This is a genomic window from Variovorax sp. PMC12, from assembly GCF_003019815.1.
Lineage (GTDB): Bacteria > Pseudomonadota > Gammaproteobacteria > Burkholderiales > Burkholderiaceae_C > Variovorax.
This window is the reverse complement of sequence record NZ_CP027773.1, coordinates 5,422,543-5,446,058: the sequence shown is the minus strand read 5'-3', so window position 1 is coordinate 5,446,058 and position 23,516 is coordinate 5,422,543. Positions and strand designations below refer to the sequence as shown.

Annotated in this window: 25 protein-coding genes; 15 read left to right on the top strand and 10 right to left on the bottom strand. The window is 67.4% G+C overall.

The window, feature by feature from the left end:
* Positions 1-11 precede the first annotated feature (11 nt).
* The 3 genes from C4F17_RS25550 to C4F17_RS25540 are packed head-to-tail and all read right to left on the bottom strand — an operon-like array spanning position 12 to position 2,382.
* Entirely contained in the window at positions 12-977 is a 966-nt protein-coding gene (locus tag C4F17_RS25550; protein ID WP_081265912.1) for a threonine/serine dehydratase, read from the bottom strand.
* A complete protein-coding gene (gene ispH, locus C4F17_RS25545; protein ID WP_081265913.1) occupies positions 974-1,942 on the bottom strand; it encodes a 4-hydroxy-3-methylbut-2-enyl diphosphate reductase in 969 nt (322 codons plus the stop codon). Before ispH ends, C4F17_RS25550 begins: the two co-directional genes overlap by 4 nt.
* Positions 1,939-2,382 (bottom strand): FKBP-type peptidyl-prolyl cis-trans isomerase, encoded by a 444-nt coding sequence (locus tag C4F17_RS25540; RefSeq protein WP_106937108.1) that lies wholly within the window; start codon positions 2,380-2,382, stop codon positions 1,939-1,941. Before C4F17_RS25540 ends, ispH begins: the two co-directional genes overlap by 4 nt.
* A 108-nt stretch (positions 2,383-2,490) precedes the next feature.
* On the opposite strand from C4F17_RS25540, the gene radC reads away from it, so the two are divergent.
* Positions 2,491-3,168: a RadC family protein gene (gene radC, locus C4F17_RS25535; protein ID WP_106937107.1), complete on the top strand. Its 678-nt coding sequence runs from the start codon at positions 2,491-2,493 to the stop codon at positions 3,166-3,168.
* The gene (locus tag C4F17_RS25530; protein ID WP_081265916.1) at positions 3,168-3,824 is read left to right on the top strand and encodes a Smr/MutS family protein; all 657 of its coding nucleotides are present in this window, start codon (positions 3,168-3,170) and stop codon (positions 3,822-3,824) included. The genes radC and C4F17_RS25530 overlap by 1 nt, the downstream gene beginning before the upstream one ends.
* Before the next feature lie 27 nt (positions 3,825-3,851).
* On the opposite strand, the gene C4F17_RS25525 is transcribed toward C4F17_RS25530, so the two are convergent.
* The 4 genes from C4F17_RS25525 to fabV all read right to left on the bottom strand — a co-directional run bounded on the left by C4F17_RS25525 (position 3,852) and on the right by fabV (position 8,972).
* Positions 3,852-5,918 carry a bifunctional 2',3'-cyclic-nucleotide 2'-phosphodiesterase/3'-nucleotidase gene (locus C4F17_RS25525; protein ID WP_106937106.1) on the bottom strand — a complete coding sequence of 689 codons (2,067 nt, stop codon included), beginning with the start codon at positions 5,916-5,918 and terminating at the stop codon, positions 3,852-3,854.
* A gap of 130 nt (positions 5,919-6,048) precedes the next feature.
* Entirely contained in the window at positions 6,049-7,278 is a 1,230-nt protein-coding gene (locus C4F17_RS25520) for an NAD(P)/FAD-dependent oxidoreductase (RefSeq protein WP_106937105.1), read from the bottom strand.
* A 50-nt stretch (positions 7,279-7,328) separates the two neighbouring features.
* Positions 7,329-7,748, bottom strand: a complete 420-nt coding sequence (locus tag C4F17_RS25515; protein WP_007839268.1) for a group II truncated hemoglobin — start codon at positions 7,746-7,748, stop codon at positions 7,329-7,331.
* A 27-nt stretch (positions 7,749-7,775) separates the two neighbouring features.
* Entirely contained in the window at positions 7,776-8,972 is a 1,197-nt protein-coding gene (gene fabV, locus C4F17_RS25510) for an enoyl-ACP reductase FabV (protein ID WP_106937104.1), read from the bottom strand.
* Between the two features lie 258 nt (positions 8,973-9,230).
* Here fabV and C4F17_RS25505 point away from each other — a divergent pair, with 258 nt between their 5' ends.
* From C4F17_RS25505 to C4F17_RS25480, 5 genes are all read left to right on the top strand, one after another.
* Positions 9,231-10,058, top strand: a complete 828-nt coding sequence (locus C4F17_RS25505) for an ABC transporter substrate-binding protein (RefSeq protein WP_106937103.1) — start codon at positions 9,231-9,233, stop codon at positions 10,056-10,058.
* 161 nt (positions 10,059-10,219) lie between these two features.
* On the top strand, positions 10,220-10,915 hold the full coding sequence (locus tag C4F17_RS25495; protein ID WP_081265921.1) for an amino acid ABC transporter permease: 696 nt from the start codon (positions 10,220-10,222) through the stop codon (positions 10,913-10,915).
* A gap of 12 nt (positions 10,916-10,927) precedes the next feature.
* Positions 10,928-11,638, top strand: a complete 711-nt coding sequence (locus C4F17_RS25490; protein WP_081265922.1) for an amino acid ABC transporter permease — start codon at positions 10,928-10,930, stop codon at positions 11,636-11,638.
* On the top strand, positions 11,635-12,378 hold the full coding sequence (locus C4F17_RS25485; RefSeq protein ID WP_106937101.1) for an amino acid ABC transporter ATP-binding protein: 744 nt from the start codon (positions 11,635-11,637) through the stop codon (positions 12,376-12,378). Before C4F17_RS25490 ends, C4F17_RS25485 begins: the two co-directional genes overlap by 4 nt.
* The gene (locus C4F17_RS25480) at positions 12,375-13,376 is read left to right on the top strand and encodes an isopenicillin N synthase family dioxygenase (protein WP_106937100.1); all 1,002 of its coding nucleotides are present in this window, start codon (positions 12,375-12,377) and stop codon (positions 13,374-13,376) included. The genes C4F17_RS25485 and C4F17_RS25480 overlap by 4 nt, the downstream gene beginning before the upstream one ends.
* Here the strand turns inward: C4F17_RS25480 and C4F17_RS25475 are convergent.
* The 3 genes from C4F17_RS25475 to C4F17_RS25465 all read right to left on the bottom strand — a co-directional run bounded on the left by C4F17_RS25475 (position 13,319) and on the right by C4F17_RS25465 (position 15,754).
* Positions 13,319-13,642: a hypothetical protein gene (locus C4F17_RS25475; protein WP_106937099.1), complete on the bottom strand. Its 324-nt coding sequence runs from the start codon at positions 13,640-13,642 to the stop codon at positions 13,319-13,321. The genes C4F17_RS25480 and C4F17_RS25475 overlap by 58 nt on opposite strands.
* Positions 13,639-14,334 carry an HAD family hydrolase gene (locus C4F17_RS25470; RefSeq protein WP_106937098.1) on the bottom strand — a complete coding sequence of 232 codons (696 nt, stop codon included), beginning with the start codon at positions 14,332-14,334 and terminating at the stop codon, positions 13,639-13,641. Before C4F17_RS25470 ends, C4F17_RS25475 begins: the two co-directional genes overlap by 4 nt.
* Before the next feature lie 82 nt (positions 14,335-14,416).
* The gene (locus C4F17_RS25465; protein ID WP_081265927.1) at positions 14,417-15,754 is read right to left on the bottom strand and encodes an MFS transporter; all 1,338 of its coding nucleotides are present in this window, start codon (positions 15,752-15,754) and stop codon (positions 14,417-14,419) included.
* Positions 15,755-15,931: 177 nt separating this feature from the next.
* Between C4F17_RS25465 and cyoA the strand changes: the two genes are divergently transcribed.
* From cyoA to trhA, 8 genes are all read left to right on the top strand, one after another.
* Entirely contained in the window at positions 15,932-16,957 is a 1,026-nt protein-coding gene (cyoA, locus tag C4F17_RS25460; RefSeq protein WP_081265928.1) for a ubiquinol oxidase subunit II, read from the top strand.
* A gap of 1 nt (position 16,958) precedes the next feature.
* Positions 16,959-18,962, top strand: coding sequence for a cytochrome o ubiquinol oxidase subunit I (gene cyoB, locus C4F17_RS25455; RefSeq protein ID WP_081265929.1), 2,004 nt, complete (start codon positions 16,959-16,961; stop codon positions 18,960-18,962).
* Positions 18,955-19,617: a cytochrome o ubiquinol oxidase subunit III gene (cyoC, locus tag C4F17_RS25450; protein WP_081265930.1), complete on the top strand. Its 663-nt coding sequence runs from the start codon at positions 18,955-18,957 to the stop codon at positions 19,615-19,617. Before cyoB ends, cyoC begins: the two co-directional genes overlap by 8 nt.
* Positions 19,614-20,021, top strand: a complete 408-nt coding sequence (gene cyoD, locus C4F17_RS25445; RefSeq protein WP_081265931.1) for a cytochrome o ubiquinol oxidase subunit IV — start codon at positions 19,614-19,616, stop codon at positions 20,019-20,021. Before cyoC ends, cyoD begins: the two co-directional genes overlap by 4 nt.
* Positions 20,021-20,818 (top strand): SURF1 family protein, encoded by a 798-nt coding sequence (locus tag C4F17_RS25440; RefSeq protein ID WP_106937097.1) that lies wholly within the window; start codon positions 20,021-20,023, stop codon positions 20,816-20,818. Before cyoD ends, C4F17_RS25440 begins: the two co-directional genes overlap by 1 nt.
* The gene (locus C4F17_RS25435) at positions 20,802-22,226 is read left to right on the top strand and encodes an ATP-binding protein (RefSeq protein WP_234382374.1); all 1,425 of its coding nucleotides are present in this window, start codon (positions 20,802-20,804) and stop codon (positions 22,224-22,226) included. Before C4F17_RS25440 ends, C4F17_RS25435 begins: the two co-directional genes overlap by 17 nt.
* Entirely contained in the window at positions 22,207-22,752 is a 546-nt protein-coding gene (locus C4F17_RS25430) for a response regulator transcription factor (protein WP_081265933.1), read from the top strand. Before C4F17_RS25435 ends, C4F17_RS25430 begins: the two co-directional genes overlap by 20 nt.
* A gap of 70 nt (positions 22,753-22,822) precedes the next feature.
* Complete coding sequence (trhA, locus tag C4F17_RS25425; protein ID WP_106937095.1) at positions 22,823-23,509, top strand: PAQR family membrane homeostasis protein TrhA; 687 nt, start codon at positions 22,823-22,825, stop codon at positions 23,507-23,509.
* The last annotated feature ends 7 nt before the right edge of the window (positions 23,510-23,516 follow it).

Below are 23,516 nucleotides of genomic sequence, written 5' to 3'. Positions count from 1 at the left end.
AGGGCGGCTTGTCAGGCGACGGTGGCGGGGTCGACGTTGGCGCCGCAGACGATCAGGCACACCTTCTCGCCTTCGCGCGGCACATAGGCGCCCGTTTGCAGCGCGGCCAGCGGCAGCGCGGCGGCCGGCTCCACGGCGAGCTTGAGCTCCTTCCACAGCCACTGCTGCGCGGCGCGGATGGATTCGTCGGACAGCAGCAGCGCCTGCGCGACCTGCTGCTGCGTGATTTCCCAGGCGATGGCGCCGATGCGGCGCGCGCCGAGCGAGTCGGCCGCGATGCCGCCCACTTCGACGTCGACCGGCTCGCCGGCTTCGCGGGCGCGCAACAGGGTCGGCGCCTTCTCGGGCTCCAGCGCCACCACGCGGGCGCGCTTCTCGAACCAGCCGGCGAGGCCGCCGATCAGGCCGCCCCCGCCGACGCTCACGAGCACCGCGTCGGGCAGGCCGCCCTGCGCTTCGATTTCACGGCCCAGCGTGCCTGCGCCGGCCACCACTTCGGGCTGGTCGTAGGCGTGCGTGAGCAAGGCGCCGGACTCCTTCTGGCGCGTGAGGCAGGCCGCCAGCGCATCGGGATAGAGCTGGCCGACGACGACCACTTCGGCGCCCAGCGCGCGCAGGCGCGCACGCTTGGCTTCCGGCGAGACACCCGGCAGGAAAACCTGGCAAGGCACGCCCAGCGCCTGCGCCGCGGCGGCGGTGGCGATGCCGGCATTGCCGCCCGAAGCCACGACCACGCCGCTTTCGGGAATGTCGTTGGCCAGCAGCCGGTTCATCATGCCGCGTGCCTTGAAGCTGCCGCTGACCTGCATGTGCTCGAGCTTGAGCCAGACCTCGGCGCCCGGCGCCGTGACGCCGAAGGCGGCCGCCGGTAGCTTCCACAGCGGCGTCTGGCGCAGGAAATGACCGGCGCGCGCGTCCAGCCTGGCGGCGGCGCTCTCGATTTCGGAGCGCCAGCGGTTCGTGTTCTTGTCGTTCAAGAGATGTGTCCGGGAGGGGGGATGTCGTCGAGCTTGAGGCCCTTGGGGAGCGGAAACTTGATGGTTTCCTCGATGCCGTCCATCTTGCGCACGGACACCGCGCCGAAAGCGCGCACGCGGTCGATCACCTCGCGCACCAGCACCTCGGGGGCCGAGGCGCCGGCGGTGAGGCCGATGCGCGTCTTGCCCTCGAACCACTCGGGCTTGAGCTCTTCGGCGGAGTCGACCATGTAGCTCTCGGTGCCCAGGCGCTGCGCCAATTCGCGCAGCCGGTTGCTGTTGGAGCTGGTGGGGCTGCCGACCACGATCACCAGGTCGACCTGCGGGCTCATGATCTTGACCGCGTCCTGGCGGTTCTGGGTGGCGTAGCAGATGTCCTGCTGCTTGGGCTCGCGCACGGCCGGAAAGCGCGCGCGCACCGCGGCAGCGATCTCGGCGGCGTCGTCCACGCTCAGCGTGGTCTGCGTGACGACCGCGAGCTTGTCGGTCTGCCCCGGCGAGACCCTGGCCACGTCTTCCACGTCTTCCACCAGGTGGATGCCGCTGGACAGCTGGCCCATCGTGCCCTCGACCTCGGGGTGCCCCTTGTGGCCGATCATGATGAACTCGTAGCCCTCTTTCGCGAGCTTGGCCACCTCGACGTGCACCTTGGTCACCAGCGGGCAGGTGGCGTCGAAGATCTCGAAGCCGCGGTCGCGCGCCTCCTGCTCCACGGCCTTGCTCACGCCGTGCGCGCTGAAGACCAGCGTGGCGCCGGGGGGCACGTCGGACAGTTCCTCGATGAAGATCGCGCCCTTGGCCTTGAGCTCGTTCACCACGTAGGTGTTGTGCACGATCTCGTGGCGCACGTAGATCGGCGCGCCGAACTTGGCGATGGCGCGCTCGACGATCTCGATGGCACGGTCCACGCCCGCGCAGAAGCCGCGCGGCTCGGCCAGGATGACTTCGGAGATGCCTGTATTCATAGCACGCCGATGAGCTTCACTTCGAAGGTCACGGGCTGGCCGGCCAGCGGATGGTTGAAGTCGAAGCGCACGCCGGTCTCGTTCGATTCGATCACCGCGCCGGCGTAGCTGCCGGTGCCGTCGGGCGTGGGGAACTGCACCACGTCGCCCACGGCGTACTGCTCGTCGGGGTCGCCCATCTGGGCGAGCAGCTTGCGCGCCACCCACTGCTGCATGTCGGGATTGCGCTCGCCGAAGGCCTCGCCGGCGGGGAGCTCGAAGGTGGCGTGGGTGCCCTCTTCCAGGCCCATCAGGCGCTGCTCCATGGCGGGCGAAAGCTCGCCGGTGCCCAGCGACAGGGTCGCCGGCTTGTCGGTGAAAGTGTTGATGATGTCGCCTGCCGGACCGGCCAGCCGGTAGTGCAAGGTCAGGAAGGAGCCGAAAGTCACGACTTGGGACATGGGAGCGGCGGAGGTGGGCAAAGACAAGGTGGGTGTCCCGATAAACTGGACTTCATTTTAAGGACCGGGGCTTCCACCCGGCTCCGCCAAGGTTTCACCCAGGGTTTCATGGCATTCAAGGATCTCCCTCTCGACGCCCGTCCACGCGAAAAGCTCATCTCGCGAGGCGCCGCCGCGCTGGCGGATGCCGAGTTGCTGGCCCTGCTGCTGCGCACCGGCGTGGCGGGCAAGAACGTGCTGCAACTGGCCCAGCAACTGCTCGAGCGCTTCGGCGGCCTGTCGGGCCTGCTGCACACCGGCCCTGACGACCTCAAGGCCGTCAAGGGCATGGGCGGCACCGCCAAGCGCTCCGAGCTGATCGCGGTGCTCGAGCTGGCGCGGCGCGCCATGGGCGAGAAGCTCAAGGAGCGCACGGTGTTCGACTCGCCCGAGGCGGTCAAGCAATACCTGCAGCTGCACATCGGCTCGCGCCCGCACGAGGTGTTCGTGGTCGTCTTCCTCGACGTGCAGCACCGCCTCATCATGCTGGAAGAAATGTTCCGCGGCACGCTCACGCAGACCAGCGTCTACCCGCGCGAAGTGGTCACGCGCGCCATCCACCACCAGGCCGCGGCCGTGGTGCTGGCCCACAACCATCCCAGCGGCGCCATCGAGCCGTCGCGCGCCGACGAATCGCTCACGCAGACGCTGCGCGCCGCGCTCGCGCTGGTCGACGTGCGCGTGCTCGACCACGTCATCGTGAGCCCCGGCCAGAGCTTCTCGATGGCCGAGAAAGGACTGCTCTGATGCCCCAGCGTTCAACCGCGCTCAAGAACCTCGCCGACCTCAAGCAGGTGCAGCGCGTGCTCGCCGAAACCCGCGAGCGCGAAGCGGCCGAGGCGGCCGCGAAGGCCGCCGCCGAACGCAAGCGCGCCGCCGAGAAAGACCTGTTCGCCCGCGCCATCGGCGCCACCGAACCGCTGCGCCGCAAGGCGGCAGTGCCACTCGCGCCGGAACCGCCGGCCCCCATCCCGGTGCAGCACCAGCTCGACGAGCAGCGCGTGCTGCGCGAATCGCTGTCCGACGAGTTCGACGTGACCACGCTGCTCGACGTGGACGACGCCATGAGCTTTCGCCGTCCCGGCATCGGCACCGACGTGACGGCGCGGCTGCGCAAGGGCGACTGGTCCATCCAGGCCCAGGTCGACCTGCACGGCCTGCGCAGCGACGAGGCGCGCGAAGCGCTCGGTGGCTTCATCCGCAATGCCCACAAGCAGGGTCTGCGCTGTGTACGCGTGGTGCACGGCAAGGGCCTGGGCTCGCCGGGCAGGCAGCCCGTGCTCAAGACCAAGACGCAGCGCTGGCTGATCCAGAAGAACGAAGTGATCGCCTTCGTGCAGGCGAAGCCGGCGGAGGGCGGCGCCGGGGCGCTGGTGGTACTGCTGGCGCCCGCGCGGCGCTGAGCCACGCGGACGCCGGCCCGGTTTCGGTCAGTTGTTCAGGTCGAGCTTGTAGCGCGATTGACCCTTGCCGCCGCCGTCGTCCGCGGCCAGCAGCGAAATGTTGGCCAGTCCCGCGGCCGTGGCCGCGCCCAGTTGATTCGGCGCCGAAGAGAAGACCACGTTGCCCGCCGTCGCGACCTTGGTGAAGGCCCAGCTGCGCGCTGAACCGTTGGCTGCGCGCGTGATGGTCTTCTTGGCCTTGATGTAGTCGATCAGCACGTCGCGGTTCGCGTCGGGCGACGGGTAGATCGTCGCGCGGCCGTCCAGCGCGGGGATGAAGCTCGCGCCGCTGGTCGCACGGTAGTTGTTCGTCGCGATGACGAAGTCCTTCGCCGGGTCCATCGGCGCGCCCATGTACATCAGGTTCTTGACCCGGCTGCCCACCGCCTGGGTCACGTCGATCTCGTACTGCACATCCGGCGTGGTGAACATGTCGAAGTTGTAGCCCGGGAAGGTGCTGATCAGCTGCTGGTCCGTCGCCAGTGCCGGATCGATCCGGTTGAAGCGCTTGGCGGCGGCTTCGAGCCAGCCCTTGATCTCGGCGCCCGTCACCTTCACCGCATACACCGTGTTGGGGTAGAGGTACAGGTCGGCCGCGTTGTTGATCGCCACGTTGCCGGCGGCCACGTCCGTGTAGTCGCGGGCGCCTTCATAGCCCGACTTGAAGGGCGCGCTCACCGACAGCACCGGCAGGCTCGCGTACTGCGGCAGGTTGGCCGCGATGTAGTTCTTCACGTAGTCGGCCTGCGCCTGGTTCACGATCTGGATCGCGCCGGGGTCGCCCACGTCCGCGAAGTAGGTGCTCATCTGGAAGTCGGTGGTGCCGATGGGCGTCTTCACGTAGGCGATGGTGGCCTGGTGCTGCGTTTCGACCAGCGGCGCGACGCTCGGGTCGGCATCGGCGTAGATCGCCTTGCCCGCGCCGTCCTTGCCGGTCTGCGTGGAGCGCGCCTCGACGAAGGTCCTGGTCTTGTCCACGCCCCATGCCTTGCCGTCGTACACCAGGTCGAGCCTGATCAGGCCCAGCGCCTTGCCCCACGAGCTGGCCATCACGGCCGGCACGCCGTTGACGGTGCCTGCGGCGTTGTCCACGCCGGCCTGCGTGTAGCCCGGCTTCGCGCTGCGATCGGGGAACGTGCCATGCTGGTGGCCCATCATCAGAGCGTCGATGCCCGCCACCTTCGACAGGTAGAGGCCGGGGCTTTCCATCGTCGGCGAGTACGGCGATGCATCGAGGCCGCCGTGCTGCAGCGCGACCACGATGTCGGCGCCCTTGGCGCGCAGTTCGGGGATGTATTTGGTGGCGGCTTCGACGGCGCCTTCGGTGCGCACCTTGCCTTCGAGGAAGCGCTTGTCCCAGTTCAGGATGCCGGGCGTGGTGAAGCCGATCACGCCGACCTTCACCGGCACGGTCACGGTCTTGCCGTCGGGCGCCATGGCGGTGAACTGCCTGGTCACGATGGTGTACGGCGCGAGCAGCGGCTTGCCGCTCTTCACGCTCTGCACGTTGGCCAGCACCATGGGGAAAGCCGGGCCTGCGCACTTCTTGCTGCCGTCCACGCCTTCGACGTCGAGGCCGCCGCCGATCACCTGGTTGAGGAAATCGAGGCCGTAGTTGAACTCGTGGTTGCCCAGCGTGCCGGCGTCGTAGCCGGTGGCGTTCATGGCCTTGTAGATCGACAGCGGCTGCGTGCACGGAACGCGGCTCACCAGGGCTTCGTAGTCGGCCAGCGCCGTGCCCTGGATGGTGTCGCCGTTGTCGAACAGCATCGTGTTCGGGAATTCCTTGCGCGCCGCGTTGATCAGCGTGGCGGTGCGCTCGTAGCCGTACGACTTGTCTTCGGCGAGCTTGAAGTAGTCGTAGCTGCGCACGTTGGCGTGCAGGTCGGTGGTCTCCAGCAAGGCGACCGTGGCGCGCGTGCCCTTGGCAACGGGTGCCGGCGTGGTGTCGGTCGCGGGCGTGGACGCGACCGGGGGAAACACGGTGCCGCCACCGCCGCTGCCGCCGCCACAGGCGGTCAGCACGGCGGCGATCACGGCGGCACAGGTGGACATGGGGGCAAGGCGCAATAGCGACGCGGCCGCTGCGTTTTTCATCGAGAACTCCCTCTGCAGTATTGGAGAAGGAAGCAGTCTCTGAAAGCGCAATGACAGGCTGGTGAACCCGGCCTGACTTGCGGCGCAATTACGACAGGTGGTTTTTCAGGGGAATCGAAGCATCGGCAATCACAGCCGGATCGGGGCTGCGGCCCGCTTCGAGCAGCTTGCGGCTCATCATGTGGTCGACCGGTGCGTTGACCGATTCGACGCACACCAGATGCCCATCGACATAGTGGAAGAGCGAGAACGCATTGGGGTTCGCGCCCGGGCCGGGACGGCGCACGCTGGTCAGGCCCGCCGTGCCCTCTGCCGGCATCAGGCCCACCATCTGCAGCCGCATGCTGCCCTGGTCGGACCAGAACCACGCCACCGCGTCGTGGTCGCGTGCCGCGCCGGTCAGCGTGGCGACCGCCGTGCGCGCCTGGTCGTTCGCGTTCTGCACCGACTCGAGCCGCAATGCGCGGCCCGCGCGGCGATCGGGGAAGCGCGTGCAGTCACCCACGGCCAGCACGCCGGCGGCGCTGGTCTGCATCTGTGCGTCGACCACGATGCCGTCGGCGCACTCGATGCCGGCCGCCTGCGCGAGCGCGGTCTCGGGCACGGCGCCGATGCCCAGCAGCAGCAGGTCGACGGGCTGCTTAACGCCGTTGACCTGCACCGACACCAGCCGGTCGCCTTCGACCTCGAACGCGCCCGTCTGCGCACCGAGCACGATGTCGATGCCTGCCGCGCGATGCGTGGCCAGCACGTGTGCCGACAGCTCGGGCGACACCGCGCGGCCCAGCAGGCGCGGCGCGCTTTCGATCACCTGCACCGACTTGCCCAGCGCCTTGGCCGTTGCCGCCACTTCGAGCCCGATGAAGCCGCCGCCCAGTACCGTGACCTTCTCGGCCGATGCGAGCCGGGTGCGCAGGCGATGCGCCTCGTCCGCGGCGCGCAGGCTGGCGACGTTCTCCAGGCCAGGCTTCAGGTCGGGCATCTGGCGCGCGCGTGTGCCGGTGGCCAGCACCAGCCGCTCCCAAGGCAGCACGGCGCCCGAACGCAGCGTGACGGTATGTGCCTCGCGGTCGATGGCCACGGCCGCGTCGCCCAGGTGCAGCGTGATGCCCGCTTCGCGGTACCAGTCGGCAGCCTTGTGCGGCTGCGTGGTTTCCTCGGCGCTCTTGAGGAAGGCCTTGGACAGCGGCGGACGGTGATAGGGCTCGCAGGCCTCTTCGCAGACCAGGTGCACGCGCGCGCCCTGCCCCGCTTCGGCAAGGCCGGCACAGAGCTGGGCCGCGGCGTGGCCGCCGCCGATGATGACGATGGAGTTCATTGGAAAGCGTCTTTCGGAGTCGTTATGTATTCGGTCGCGCTGTGGCCGCGTCATTCGCCGCGGTTGCGCATCCAGTCGGCGGTCTTGAAGAAGGAGTCACGCAACCTCGCGCGCAGGTCTTCCGGCACGCCCGTCTCGCCCATGGCCTGGTCCATGCAGGCCAGCCACTGGTCGCGTTCCTTGATGCCGATGGTGTGGCCGCCGATGCTCTGCGGCAGGTGGCGCGCGCGCAGCATCGGGTGGCCGAAGCGGTCGGTGTAGTGCTGCGGGCCGCCGAGCCATCCGCACAGGAACCAGAACAGGCGCTGGCGTGCGTTGTCGAGGCTGGTGCCGTGCACCGCGCGCAGCTGCGCGTAGGCGGGCTCGAGGTCCATCAGGTCGTAGAAGCGCTCGACCAGCGCCTCCACCTTCGGCTCGCCGCCGATCCAGTCGAACGGCGTGCCGGCGGGCGGCTTTTCTTGAATCTGCATGGGCGCAAGTATCCGTGCCGCAGGTGCTCAGGCCTGCACGAGGTTCGGAATGCCCACGTCGGGGTTCACGTCGGCCTCGTAGTCCACGCCTTCCACCCCGAAGCCGAAGAGCCGCAGGAACTCGGCCTTGTAGCCCGCGAAATCGCTGATGGTGTTGAGGTTCTCGTCGGTCACCTGCGGCCAGAGTTCGAGCACGCGGGCCTGCACCTGCGGCGCCAGTTCCTTGTAGTCGGCGCGCAGGCGGCCTTCGTCGTCGATGTGCGGTGCGCCGCCGTAGAGGCTGTCGGCGTAGAGGCCGTGCACCTGCTCGATGCAGCCCTCGTGCGTGCCCTGCGCCTTCATCACCTTGAACAGCAGCGACAGGTACAGCGGCATCATCGGAATGGCCGAGCTGGCCTGCGTGACGACCGCCTTCAGCACCGATACCCGCGCATCGCCGCCCTTCGCGGCCAGCGTCTCGCGAATGCCCAGAACCTTCTGGTCGAGGTCTTTCTTGGCCGCGCCGATGGAGCCGTTCCAGTAGATGTCGTGCGTGATCTGCTCGCCCAGGTAGGTGAAGGCGGTGGTCCTGGCGCCGTCGGCCAGCACGCCGGCCTGCTGCAGGGCGTCGATCCACATCTGCCAGTCTTCACCGCCCATGACGGCCACGGTGTTGTCGATCTCTTCCTGCGTCGCGGGCTCGAGCACCGATTCCTTCACGGTACCGCTGTCGGTGTCGAGCCCGCGCAGGGTCACCGGCTTGCCGATGGGCTTGAGCACCGAGTTGAAGACCTGGCCAGTCTTCGGATGCGTGCGGCGCGGCGCGGCCAGGCTGTAGACCACGAGGTCGACCTGCCCCAGATCGGCACGGATGGCGTCGATGGTCAGCTGCTTCACCTCGTCGGAGAAGCCGTCGCCGTTGATGCTCTTCGCATAGCGGCCCTCGGCCTCGGCGGCGCGATGGAAGGCGGCGGTGTTGTACCAGCCGGGCGAGCCGGGGCGGTTCTCGCTGCCCGCGCGCTCGAAGAACACGCCGAGCGTGTCGGCGCCGCAGCCGAAGGCGGCGGTGATGCGCGCGGCCAGGCCATAACCGGTGGACGCGCCGATGACCAGCACCTTCTTCGGGCCGCCCGCGATGGGAGGCCGGGCCTTGACGTAGTCGATCTGTTGCCGGACGTTGGCTTCGCAACCCGTCGGATGGGTGGTCACGCAGATGAAGCCGCGCACACGCGGTTTGATGATCATGGAAAACTCGCTGGATGGGATATCTGGAAAGAGCGGCCGGGGCATGCCTGGGGGAGAGCACGCTTTCGTTCGCGACCGGCCGGTCGGCGACGTGAATTTAACCCAGCGCGAAAGCCGCGCCTTCAGCAGCCCCACAGGCATGCACAGGCCGGCGTGCCACACATAGCCCCGCGCACATGTCGATATATGAATTGACCATTTAATGATCCGAGGTTTTATTGATATGGTCTCGCCCTGCTTTCCCTGAAGGAGAAGAACATGCGCTTGAACCTGATTGCCGCGGCAGTTGCCGCCTCCGCCCTGCTGCTCGGCACCGTCGCACACGCCGACCAGTTGGCCGACATCAAGAAGAAAGGCGAACTGGTCGTCGGCGTGCTCGGCACCGACGAGCCCGCGACCTTCATCGATCCGAAGACGCGCCAGATCGTCGGCTACGAGGTCGACCTGGTGAACGCCATCGCAAAGAAGATCGGCGTGAAGCCGGTGCTCAAGCAGATCGCGGTGGCCGCGCGCATTCCGGAACTGCAGCAGGGGCACGTCGACCTGGTGGCCGCAGGCCTCACGCACAACAAGGAGCGCGAGGCGCAGATCGACTTCTCGCTCACCACCTTCGTCACCGGCCAGAAGGCCATCGTGAAGAAGGACAGCGGCATCACCGACGTGCCGCAGCTCGCCGGCAAGAAGGTGCTGACCATCCGCGGCGGCACGCAGGAGCCGAACATCCGCAAGGCCGTGCCCAATGTCGAGGTGGTCACCTTCGACACCAGCCAGCAGGCCTTCCAGGCGCTGCAGCAGGGCAAGGGCGTGGGCTATGTGGACGACGAAGCCGCGCTGCTGCGCAGCTACGCCAAGCTGGGCCCGCAGAAGGCGCAGTACGTGGTGCTCAAGCAGAACCTGAGCACCGAGGCACTGGCCATCGGCATCAAGAAGGGCGAGGCCGGCCTGAAGGCGGTGGTGGACGACACGCTGCGCGAGCTCGAGAAGTCCGGCGAGGCCGAGAAGATCTTCATCAAGTGGTATGGCCCGAACACGGCGTCGGGCTTCCAGACGCGCGACTTCAAGCTCGACAGCGACAAGATCGACTGAGCCTGTCTTTCTCCTTCCCCCGCCGGGGGAAGGCCGGGTTGGGGCGCGCGGGCTCCGCATGAGCGCCGCGTCTTTCCGGGCGCCGTCGTGCCCCCACCCCAACCCTCCCCCAGCGGGGGAGGGAGCCAAGACCGCGCGCGACGGTGATACTGTCGCCCCTCATGCCCCTGTTCGACTATTCCTTGCTGCTCACCGGCAAGTACCACGACATGCTGGTCGCGGGCCTGCTGCTGTCGCTGCAGCTGCTCGCGGCCGCGCTGGTGCTGGCCCTGCCCATCGCGCTGGTGGTGGCGCTGCTGCGGCTGTCGCCCTTCGCGCCGCTGCGCTGGCTCGGCTTTGCATACGTCGAGTCGATCCGCAACATCCCGCTGCTCGCGCACATGCTTTTCTGGTATTTCGGCGCGCCCGAGCTGCTGCCCGAGGGCATCAAGCAATGGCTCTACGCGGGGCACATCGAGGCCTTCAGCGCGGTGATCGCGCTGGCGCTGTACACGGCGGCCTTCATGGCCGAGGACATCCGCAGCGGCATCCGCGCAATTCCGCTGGTGCAGTTCGAAGCCGGGCGCGCGATGGGCTTCAGCTACCTGGCCACCATGCGCCGCGTGGTGCTGCCGCAGGCGCTGCGCGTGACCGTTCCGCCGCTCATCTCGCAGACGCTGAGCCTGTGGAAGAACACTTCCATCGCCACCGTGATCGGCGTGGCCGAGCTGATGTACCAAGCCGGGCAGGTCGAGAGCGCGACCTTCCGCAGCTTCGAGTCGTTCGCGTTCGCGAGCGCCGCGTACCTCACCGTATCACTGGCCATCACAGGGCTGGCGACCTGGTACCACCACCGCTATCCGGTGCGGACCATCTGAAGGCCCGACGCGATGCTTCAGATCATCAACGACTACTGGGTCTACTTCCTCATCGGGCAGTACCCGAACGGCCCGCTCGGCGGGCTCGTGCTCACGCTGCTGCTGGCCTCCTGCGGGCTGGTGCTCGCACTGCCGCTGGGCATCGTGCTGGGCCTGGCGCGCGTGAGCCCGTGGCGCTGGCTGCGCTGGCCGGTCACGGGCTTCGTGTTCGTGGTGCGCGGGCTGCCGCTCCTGATGGTGATCTTCTGGGCCTACTTCTTCCTGCCCAGCGTCACCGGAGTAAAGACCGACCAGTTCACCACCATGCTGATCGCGCTGGTGGTGTTCGACGCCGCCTATCTCGCCGAGATCGTGCGCGCCGGCATCCAGGGCCTGCCGCGCGGGCAGATGGAAACCGCCCGCGCGCTCGGCCTGGGCTACGGCCGCGCGATGCGGCTGGTGGTGCTGCCGCAGGCGCTGCGCAGCATGCTGCCTTCGCTGGTGAACCAGTTCGTCTCGACCATCAAGGAGACCTCTCTGGGCTACATCATCGGGCTGGCCGAGGTGTCGTTCATCGCGACGCAGATCAACACGCAGGTGTTCACCAAGCCCGCGCAGATCTACCTGATATTGGGCGGTACGTATTTCATTCTCTGCTTCGGCCTGTCGCGCTTCGCCTACTGGCTCGAACGCCGGCTCGCGCGCCGCGGCATCTCCACAGCCACCGCCAAGGTGTCCGCATGATCGAACTCGAAAAAGTCAACAAGTGGTACGGCAGCTACCACGCGCTGGTCGACGTGACCGAGACCATCCGCAAGGGCGAAGTCGTCGTGGTGTGCGGGCCATCGGGCTCGGGCAAGTCGACGCTGATCCGCACCTTCAACCGGCTGGAGCCGATCCAGTCGGGCCGCATCGTGGTCGACGGGCAGGACATCCATGCGCCGGGCCTGGACGTGAACGCCTTTCGCTCGCGCATCGGCTTCGTCTTTCAGCAGTTCAACCTGTTCCCGCATCTCACGGTGCTGCAGAACTGCACGATGGCGCCCATGCAGCTGCGCGGCCTCACGCGCAAGGAAGCCGACGAGCGCGCGCTGGCGCTGCTGCACCGCGTGGGCCTGTCGAACAAGGCCGACGCATGGCCGAGCGAACTGTCCGGCGGCCAGCAGCAGCGCGTGGCCATTGCGCGCGCGCTGGCCATGCAGCCGCCGCTGATGCTGTTCGACGAGCCCACCAGCGCGCTCGACCCCGAGATGGTCGGCGAGGTGCTGCTGGTGATGCGCGACCTCACGCGCGACGGCATGACGATGGTCTGCGTGACGCACGAGATGGGCTTCGCGCGCGAGGTGGCCGACCGCGTGCTGTTCATGGACGAAGGCAAGGTGCTGGAACGCGCCACGCCCGACGACTTCTTCAACCGCCCGCAGCATCCGCGCGCGCAGCAGTTCCTGTCCGACATCCGATCCCCTTTCTCGAGAGACGCATGACCGACGCATCGCTCCCCCTCATCGACGTTTCGGCGCTCGTTGCCGGCTCCGTCGGGCGCGAGGCCGTCGCCTCGCAGATCGGCGCCACCTGCCGCGCCCACGGCTTCTTCTACGTGACCGGCCACGGCGTCGACCCCGCGCTGGTGCGGCGGCTCGAAGACCTGAGCCACCGCTTCTTCGAGCTGCCCGAGGAAACCAAGATGCAGTGGCGCATGGCCCTGGGCGGTCGCGCATGGCGCGGCTACTTTCCGCTCGGCGGCGAGCTGACCTCCGGCCGGCCCGACTGGAAGGAAGGCCTCTACCTGGGCACCGAGCTGCCCGCCACGCACCCGCTGGTGCTGGCGAAGACGCCGGTGCACGGGCCCAACCTGTTCCCCGACGTGCCGGGTTTTCGCGAAACCATCCTCGACTACATGGCGGCCGTCACGCAACTCGGCCACCGGCTCATGGAAGGCATCGCGCTGAGCCTGGGCCTGCCGGCCGGCTACTTCGCCGAGCGCTACACGGGCGATCCGCTGATCCTGTTCCGCCTGTTCAACTATCCGTCGCAACCGGTGCCCGAAGGCCTGGACGTGCAATGGGGCGTGGGCGAGCACACCGACTACGGGCTGCTCACGATCCTGCACCAAGACCAGATCGGCGGCCTCGCGGTGCATACGCCCGGCGGCTGGATCGACGCGCCGCCGGTCGCGGGGTCGTTCGTCTGCAACATCGGCGACATGCTCGACCGCATGACCGGCGGGCTCTACAAGTCGACGCCGCACCGCGTGAAGCGCAACACCTCGGGGCACGACCGGCTGTCGTTTCCGCTGTTCTTCGACCCGAACTTCGAGGCGCGCGTGCAGCGCATCGAGGGCCTGGCTGGCGCCGAGGCACGCGACGACAGCGCCGGGCGCTGGGACCGCGCCAACGTGCACGCCTTCAGCGGGCGCTACGGCGACTACCTGCTGGCGAAGGTGTCGAAGGTGTTCCCGCAACTGCGCGACGAAGTGCTCTGAACGGCCGGCGACGGCTCGTCGAGGAAGGCGTCTTCCCAGCGCTCGATCTCGGCATCGGGGTCGGAAATCGGCACGAGCTTGTCGCTGCGGCAATAGAAGGTCCAGCCCTCGAACGCCACGTCGTAGTAGGTGCCGGGCAGGTAGCGCTCGCTCGGCGCTTCGTAGGGCGGCGAAACCACTTCCACGATCCGGCCCACCGCACGCTCGGTGAAGGGCGACGCCAGGCAGCTGTCGACCACATGGCAGAGCGTGCCGATCTTGATCATGCGGGTTGCTTTCCCTGCGTCCCGGCCGGCGACGGAAACCAGCGCGGCAGGTGCGGCACCGCGTCGTGCAGCGACTCGAGCACATGGAACGCCCGGCCGGTGATGGCCTCGGGCGGATGCTTGAGGTCGGGCACCACCACGACCCGCAGCCCCGCCGCCAGCGCCGCCTTGGCGCCGTTCTCGCTGTCCTCGAAGGCGATGCACTCCGCCGGATCCACGCCCAGCCGCTCGGCTGCCAGCAGGTAGAGCGCCGGATCGGGCTTGGCGCGCGCCACCTCGTCGCCGCCCGCGAAGGCCGAGAAATGGTGCAGCAGGCCGAGACTGCCGAGGCAGGCCTGGATCTGCCCGCTGGTCGACGACGAAGCCACGGCGCAGCGCGTGCCGCGTTCACGCAGCGCAGCCAGGAACTCGGCCGCGCCGGGCTTGACGGGAAACAACGGCGTGCCGTCGGAGCGCTCGAGCTGCAGGCGCTGGCGCACATGGGCCGCGGCGTGGTCGTAGGCGTCCGGCCCGCCCAGCAGCGACGCGAGGATGTGCTGCGACTCGGTCATGGCCAGCCCCACCACCTGCAGGTACTGGCTGTGCGAAAGCTCGATGTCGAGCGTGCGGGCGGCCTCGATCCAGGCGGCCATGATGGGGCGCTCCGAATCGATGAGCAGCCCGTCCATGTCGAAAATTGCGGCGGCGAACATCGGGGCATCCTAATGAAAAAGGGGCCGACACGGCCCCTTTGAAAGAAACAACCGCTGCGCGCGCTGCGGTTCGGCAACCTGGTCAGTCGCGCGCCAGCGCCCGGTTCAGCCCCAGCGCAGCCAGCGTGGCGACGGCACCCGACAGCAGGTACACGCTCACATAGGCCAGGCCGAAGTGAGCCGACAGGCCCAGCGCGACCAGCGGTGCGAACGCAGCGCCGACCAGCCATGCCACGTCGGCCGTCAGGGCGGCACCCACGTAGCGGTACTTGGGCGCGAAGTTCGAGGTCACGGCACCGGCTGCCTGGCCGTACGACAAGCCCAGGATCACGAAGCCCACCAGGATGAAGATGTCCTGGCCGATGCGCCCGCCGTCGAGCAGCGTGGGCGCGAAGCCGCTGAACGCGGCGATCACTGCAGCCAGGCCGCCCAGCGTGAAGCGGCGGCCGATGCGGTCGGCCAGCAGGCCCGAGGCCACGATGCCGGCGGCGCCGAGCACAGCGCCGATCATCTGCACGACCAGGAATTCGGTGACGGACTGGTCGGAATACAGCGTGATCCAGGACAGCGGGAACACGGTGATCAGGTGGAACAGCGCATAGCTGGCCAGCGCAGCGAAGGCGCCGATCAGGACGTTCGAGCCTTGCGAGCCGACCAGTTCGGTCACGCTGGTGGGTTCCAGTTCGCGCTCTTCGAGCAGGCGCGAGTATTCGTCGGTCGCCACCAGGCGCAGGCGGGCGAACAGCGCCACCACGTTGATCGCGAAGGCCACGTAGAAGCTGTAGCGCCAGCCCCAGTCGAGGAAGTCTTCCGACGGCAGGCTCGAATACAGGTACGCGAACAGCGCGCTGGCGATGAAGAAGCCGATGGGAGCGCCCAGCTGGCCCAGCATGGCGTACCAGCCGCGGCGGTTGGCCGGCGCGTTCAGCGCGAGCAGCGACGGCAGGCCGTCCCACGAGCCGCCCAGCGCCAGGCCCTGGCCGAACCGGAACACCGACAGCAGCACGATGGCCGTGAAGCCCAGGCTGGCGTAGCCCGGCAGGAAGGCAATGCCGGCGGTGGACGTGCCGAGCACGAAAAGCGCCAGGGTCAGCTTGGCTTCCCGCCCGAAACGTCGCTGGATGGCCATGGAGATGACCGTTCCGAACGGACGCGCAATGAAGGCGAACGAGAAAATCAGGAAAGAGTAGAGAACACCTTCAAGATGTTGCTCGAACGGGAAGAAGACCGCAGGAAACACCAGCACCGAGGCGATGCCGTAGACGAAAAAGTCGAAATATTCGGATGCGCGGCCGATGATCACGCCAACCGCGATCTCGCCGGGGGCGATGTGCGAGTGGTCGTCACCCTGCCGGGCGCCGGCTTCGGGCGAGTTCGGCAGCGGATGGGCGCCTTGCGGACTGATGCTGGACGTCGTCATTGCTTCTGTAATTCGGGTGTCACCTCAGGAAGTGACACATGGGATCATGGACAACCTATAGCGTCTCACCGAAACACATTTACCGCCATAGGACAAAACGTCCAATAGGCGAAACCCGTCTTCGGGCGTAGATTGTGGGGTCTTTTTGCGTCGCCCCCGCACCTCTTTTCCCCCGGCATGCACATCCTCAAGAACTTTCGCCGATCGCTCCTGCTGCTTCCCGCCGTCCTCCTGGCGGGCTGCAACACGGTGCTGATGAACCCATCCGGCGACATCGCCCACCAGCAGGGACGGCTCATCGTCGTCTCCACCGTGCTGATGCTGATCATCATCATCCCGGTGATCGCCCTGACCATCTTCTTCGCCTGGCGATACCGCCAGTCGAACAAGGAGGCCACCTACAGCCCCGACTGGGACCACTCCACCCAACTCGAGCTGGCGATCTGGGCGGCGCCGCTGCTCATCATCATCGCGCTGGGCGCGATCACCTGGATCAGCACCCACGTGCTCGACCCCTACCAGCCGCTGCGTCGCCTCGACGCCCAGCGCCCGATCCCCGCGGACACCAAGCCGCTGGTGGTCGAAGTGGTGGCGCTCGACTGGAAGTGGCTGTTCATCTACCCCGAGCAGGGCATCGCCACGGTGAACGAACTGGCCGCGCCGGTCGACCGCCCGATCAGCTTCAAGATCACGGCCTCCTCGGTCATGAACTCCTTCTTCATCCCCGCGCTGGCCGGCCAGATCTACGCCATGCCCGGCATGGAGACCAAGCTGCACGCGGTGATCAACAAGCCTGGCGAGTTCGACGGCTTCTCCGCCAACTACAGCGGCGCGGGCTTCTCGGGCATGCGCTTCAAGTTCCACGGCCTGAGCGACGGCGACTTCGACCAGTGGGTCCAGAAGGTCAAGGCCGGCAAGGACGGCGAACTCACGCGCGAGCTCTACAAGAAGCTCGAGGCTCCCAGCGAGCGCGAGCCCGTGCGCCACTACGCCGCCGTGGACCCCGCGCTGTACGACGCCATCCTGAACCTGTGCGTCGACCGCAACAAGATGTGCATGAAGGAAATGATGGCCATCGACGCCGACGGCGGCATGGGCAAGCCCGGCGCCTTCAACGTTGCCACCAAGCAAGCCTGGCTGACCGATTCCCTCGACACGCCCAAGCGCAAGTACGTCACCGCGATGTGCACCACCGAAGAATAAGATGTTGCAGAACCTAGACCTGACGAAGCTCGTCTTCGGCCGCCTCACCTGGGAGGCGATTCCCTACCACGAGCCCATCCTGCTCGCGACCTTCGCGGGCGTGGTGCTGGGCGGCATCGCCGTCCTCGGCGCAATCACCTACTTCAAGCTGTGGGGCATGCTGTGGCGCGACTGGATCACCAGCATCGACCACAAGAAGATCGGCATCATGTACATCATCCTGGGCCTGGTGATGCTGCTGCGCGGCTTCGCCGACGCCCTGATGATGCGGGCCCAGCAGGCCATGTCCTTCGGCGACAACGCCGGCTTCCTGCCGCCGCACCACTACGACCAGGTCTTCACTGCCCACGGCGTGATCATGATCTTCTTCGTGGCGATGCCGCTGGTCACCGGCCTCATGAACTTCGTGGTGCCGCTGCAGATCGGCGCGCGCGACGTGGCCTTCCCGTTCCTGAACAACTTCAGCTTCTGGATGACCACCTTCGGCGCCGGCCTCGTGATGGCGTCGCTGTTCGTCGGCGAGTTCGCCAAGACCGGCTGGCTGGCCTATCCGCCGCTGTCGGGCATTCTCTACAGCCCCGACGTGGGGGTCGACTACTACATATGGTCGTTGCAGATAGCGGGGGTGGGCACGTTGCTGTCCGGCGTGAACCTGCTGGCGACCATCGTGAAGATGCGCGCGCCCGGCATGACCATGATGAAGATGCCCGTCTTCACCTGGACCGCCCTGTGCACCAACGTGCTGATCGTCGCCGCCTTCCCGGTGCTGACCGCCGTGCTGGCCCTGCTGTCGCTCGACCGCTACGTCGGCACCAACTTCTTCACGAACGACATGGGCGGCAACGCCATGATGTACGTGAACCTGATCTGGATCTGGGGCCACCCCGAGGTGTACATCCTGATCCTGCCGGCCTTCGGCATCTTCTCGGAAGTGGTCTCCACCTTCTCCGGCAAGCGCCTGTTCGGCTACGCCTCCATGGTGTACGCCACGGTCGTGATCACCATCCTGTCCTACCTCGTCTGGCTGCACCACTTCTTCACCATGGGCTCCGGCGCCAGCGTGAACTCGTTCTTCGGCATCACGACGATGATCATCTCGATCCCGACGGGGGCGAAGATCTTCAACTGGCTCTTCACCATGTACCGCGGCCGCATCCGTTTCGAGCTGCCCATGATGTGGACCATCGGCTTCATGATCACCTTCGTGATCGGCGGCATGACCGGCGTGCTGCTGGCCGTTCCCCCGGCCGACTTCGTGCTGCACAACAGCCTGTTCCTGATCGCCCACTTCCACAACGTGATCATCGGCGGCGTGCTGTTCGGCATGCTGGCGGGCATCACCTACTGGTTCCCGAAGGCCTTCGGCTACAAGCTCGACCCGTTCTGGGGCAAGTGCTCGTTCTGGTTCTGGATCGTCGGCTTCTGGTTCGCCTTCATGCCGCTGTACATCCTGGGCCTGATGGGCGTGACCCGCCGCATGAGCCACTTCCAGGACATGTCGCTGCAGATCTGGTTCCAGATCGCCGCCTTCGGCGCCGTGCTGATCGCGCTGGGCATCGCCTCGTTCATCATCCAGCTGGTGGTGAGCTTCATCCGCCGCGAATCGCTGCGCGACACCACGGGCGACCCGTGGAATGGCCGCACGCTGGAATGGTCGACCTCGTCGCCTCCGCCGGCCTACAACTTCGCGTTCACGCCGCGCGTGCATGACAACGACGCCTGGTCCGACATGAAGGCGCGCGGCTACGAGCGTCCGCTGGAAGGCTTCAGCCCGATCCACATGCCCAAGAACACGGCCGCCGGCTTCATCATCGCTGCGCTGGCAGCGGCGTGCGGCTTCGCGCTGATCTGGCAGATGTGGCTCGTGGCCGGCATCGGCTTCGTCGCCATGCTCGCCGCCACGATCATCCATACCTTCAACTACAAGCGCGACTACCACATCCCCACGGAAGAAGTCGTCCGCACCGAAGAAGCGCGTACGCGCCTGCTGGCAGCCAATGTCTAACAGTTCCGCCCTCTCCCCCAGCCACGCGAACACCGTGGGCAACGCCGCGAGCGTGCCCACCTTCGAGCTGTTCAACGTCCGCAACGAAGACCATCATCCGGAGAACGGGACCCTGCTGGGGTTCTGGCTCTACCTGATGAGCGACTGCCTGATCTTCGCCTGCCTGTTCGCGGTGTACGGCGTGCTGGGCCGCAGCTACGCGGCCGGCCCCTCGGGCGCCGACCTGTTCGACCTGCCGCTGGTGGCGATCAACACCTCGCTGCTGCTGCTGTCGTCCATCACCTACGGCTTCGCCATGCTGCAGATGCAGCAGCGCCGCATGGGCGGCGTGCTGGTGTGGCTGGCCATCACCGGCCTGCTGGGCGCGGGCTTCATCGGCCTCGAGCTGTATGAATTCGCGCACCTGATCCACGAAGGCGCCGGCCCGCAGCGCAGCGCGTTCCTGTCGTCGTTCTTCGCGCTGGTGGGCACCCACGGCCTGCACGTGACCTTCGGCATCGTCTGGCTCATCGTGCTGATGTTCCAGCTGCCCAAGCACGGCTTCACCGCCGCCAACCGCCGCCGCCTGATGTGCCTGTCGATGTTCTGGCACTTTCTGGACGTGGTCTGGATCGGCGTCTTCACCTTCGTGTACCTGATGGGATCGCTGCAATGAGCGCGCATATCGAAACCGCCGGCCATGGCGCACATGGCCACGACAGCCATGACCACCACGACGATGGTCCGGTGAGCCACAGCACCTTCAAGGGCTACATGACCGGCTTCGTGCTGGCCGTGATCCTCACCGCCATTCCGTTCTGGCTGGTGATGGCCAAGGTGTTCGACAAGCCGAACACCACCGCCCTCGTCATCCTGGCCTTCGCCGTGGTGCAGATCGTGGTGCACATGGTCTATTTCCTGCACATGGACGCCAAGTCCGAAGGCGGCTGGAACATGCTGGCGCTGATCTTCACGCTCGTCGTCGTGGTCATCACGCTGGCCGGTTCGCTGTGGGTCATGTACCACATGAACACCAACATGATGCCGCACTCGATGCACGACATGAAGAACATGCCCTGATGGCGCCGGCAGTCCGCCAGCGCTCCACCGCCGCACGGGTGGCGCTGGCGGTCCTTGCCGCCATCGCCTTCTTCGGCTTTCTCGCGCTCGGCACCTGGCAGGTCGAGCGCAGGGCCTGGAAGCTCGATCTCATCGCCCGCGTCGAGCAGCGCGTGCATGCCCCGGCCACCACGGCCCCCGGGCGAAACGAATGGCCCACCGTCAACGCGGCCAACGACGAATACCGGCACATCCGCATCGCCGGCACTTTCCTCCACGACAAGGAAACCCTGGTGCAGGCGAGCACCCGGCTCGGCGCAGGCTTCTGGGTGCTGACCCCGCTGCGCGCGGCCGACGGCACCGTGGTGCTGGTCAACCGGGGCTTCGTGCCGCCCGAGGCGCGCGAGCGCGCGGCCCGCACCGCGGCCGAGCCCCAGGGCGAGACCACCGTCGCCGGGCTGCTGCGCCTCACCGAGCCCAAGGGCGGCTTCCTGCGCACGAACGACCCGGCAGCCGACCGCTGGTTCTCGCGCGACGTGCAGGCCATTGCCGCCGCGCGCGGCCTGGCCGACGTGGCGCCCTACTTCATCGACGCCGAAGCCGCGCCCGCCCCGGCCGATACGCCGGCCGACCAAACACCCGCCTGGCCCGCCGCGGGCCTGACCGTCATCGCCTTCCCCAACAGCCACCTGGTCTACGCACTGACCTGGTATGGCCTGGCGCTGATGGTGCTGATCGCAGCCTGGTTCGTGCGCCGCAGCGAAAATGCGGCCGATGCCGACGCCCGCTCCACCCCCCAAGATGCCCGCCGCGACTGAGGCCGTCGCGGTCGCGGGGGAGCTTCATGCCCCCCGCGCCGGCGTCGCCAGCCTCGACAACGCCACCGGCCACCAGAACATGCAGCAGCTGATCCAGCTGCGCTGGTTTGCCGTGGTCGGGCAGGTCGTCACCATCCTCGTGGTGCACTACGGCTTCGCCATCCGGCTGCCGCTGGACCACATGCTGCAGGTGCTGACCTGCCTGGCGCTCTTCAACATGGTGAGCCTGCTGCGCGCGCGCAGCCACCGGCGCGTGACCAACGGCGAACTGTTCCTCGCGCTGCTGGTCGACGTGGCCACGCTCACGGCCCAGCTCTACCTGAGCGGCGGCGCCACCAACCCGTTTGTGTTCCTGTTCCTGCTGCAGGTGACGCTGGGCGCGGTGCTGCTGAAGCCCTGGTCGACCTGGACCATCGTGGTCATCACCAGCATCTGCTTTGCCGGGCTGGCGCTGTTCTCGCGCCCGCTGGCGCTGCCGCTGGACCACAACCGGGGCCTCTGGAGCCCCTACATCCAGGGCATGCTGGTGTGCTTTGCGCTGAACGCCGCGCTGCTGGTGATCTTCATTACCCGCATCAGCCGCAACCTGCGCGCCCGCGACGCCCGGCTGGCCGACCTGCGCCAGCGCGCCTCGGAGGAAGAACACATCGTGCGCATGGGCCTGCTGGCCTCGGGCGCGGCGCACGAACTGGGCACGCCGCTGGCCACGCTGGCGGTGATCCTGGGCGACTGGCGCCGGCTGCCGCACTTCAGCTCCGACCCCGAGCTGCTGACCGAAGTGGCCGAGATGGAGCTGCAGATCCAGCGCTGCAAGAGCATCGTGAGCGGCATCCTGCTGTCGGCCGGCGAGGCGCGCGGCGAGTCGTCCGAGGAAACCACGGTCAGCACCTTCCTGGACGACCTGATCGAAGAGTGGCGCACCACGCGCCCCATCGAGGACTTCGAGTACGACAACCACTTTGGCCGGGACCTGCCCATGGTTTCCGACTCGGCCCTCAAGCAGATGATCTGCAACGTGCTGGACAATGCGCTGGAGGCGTCGCCGCACTGGCTGCGCCTGGAGGCGGCGCACGACGCCGACGCGCTGACGATCACTGTCACGGACGCGGGCCCCGGCTTCCTGCCGGCCATCCTGAAGGAGTTCGGCAAACCCTACCAGTCGAGCAAGGGCCGCCCGGGCGGCGGGCTGGGGCTGTTCCTGGTCGTGAACGTGGCGCGCACCGTCGGCGGCAGGGTCGCCGCGGGCAACCGGCCCGAGGGCGGCGCGATCGTCAAGATCACGCTGCCCCTGGCAGCCATCGTGCTGGAAGAAGAGGAAGACGAGGAAGAGGACGACGAGCAGGAACCCGCGGCCCTCGACCACCACGGCACCACTGAAACACAAGGCCATGACCGAAACCGAAGCTGAGCGCCAGTTGCTGATCGTCGAGGACGACGATGCCTTCGCGCGCACGCTCGGCCGTTCGTTCGAGCGACGCGGCTACGTGGTGACGCACGCGAGCAACCTCGAGGAGACCGGCGCCCTGCTGGAAACGCTGTCGCCCGGCTATGCGGTGGTCGACCTCAAGCTCAACGGCGAGGCCTCGGGCCTGGCCTGCGTGCAGATGCTGCACCGTCACAACGCCAAGATGCTGATCGTGGTGCTGACGGGCTTTGCGAGCATTGCCACGGCGGTGGAGGCCATCAAGCTCGGCGCCTGCCACTACCTGGCCAAGCCGTCGAACACCGACGACATCGAGGCCGCCTTCGGGCGCGCCGCCGGCACCACCGAGGTCGAGCTGACCAACCGCTCCACCTCGATCAAGACGCTCGAATGGGAGCGCATCCACGAGACGCTGGCCGAGACCGGCTTCAATATTTCAGAAACCGCGCGCAGGCTCGGCATGCACCGGCGCACGCTGGCGCGCAAGCTGGGCAAGCAGCAGGTCAAGTAGCCAGAAACGCGTGGCACGCTTCTGGCAAGCTTGATGCCGCAAATCCATTTTTCATGAGGTTCCGCTCCTGATGACTGCACCTGCACAGACCCGTTCCTCGCCTCGCGCTTCGGTGCTGGCGGCCCGCGACCAGACCGCGATGGAAGAGCTCTTCAACGCCCTGAGCCACGGCCTGGGCCTGGCGCTGGCCATCGCGGCGCTGCCCATCCTGGTCTACAGCGCGGCGCAGAAGGGCCAGGCGGCCGGCGTGGTCGGCGCCTGCCTGTTCGCGGGCACGGCCATCGTGCTGTACCTGATTTCCACGCTGTACCACGCGCTGCCGATGGGCCGGGCCAAGGCCTGGTTCAACCGGCTGGACCATGCGGCCATCTACCTGTTCATCGCGGGGAGCTACATGCCCTTCCTGTTCGGCGTGCTGCGCGGGCCGCTGGGCTGGACCCTGTTCGGCGCGATCTGCGCTGCGGCCGCGCTGGGCGTGAGCGCCAAGCTGTTCAACCGGCTGCGGCATCCGCTGTGGTCGACGGGGCTCTATGTGGCGATGGGCTGGATGGCGCTGATGGCGGCCGTGCCGCTGTACGAGCGTATGTCGGCGGCGGGCCTGGGCTGGCTGGTAGCCGGTGGACTTTTCTACACCGCCGGTGCAGTAGTGTTCCTGTTCGACAACAAGGTGCGCTACGCCCACTCCGTCTGGCATCTGTTCGTGCTGGCCGGCAGCACCTGCCACTTCTTCGCCGTGCTCTGGCATTCGCACGGCTGATCTGCCT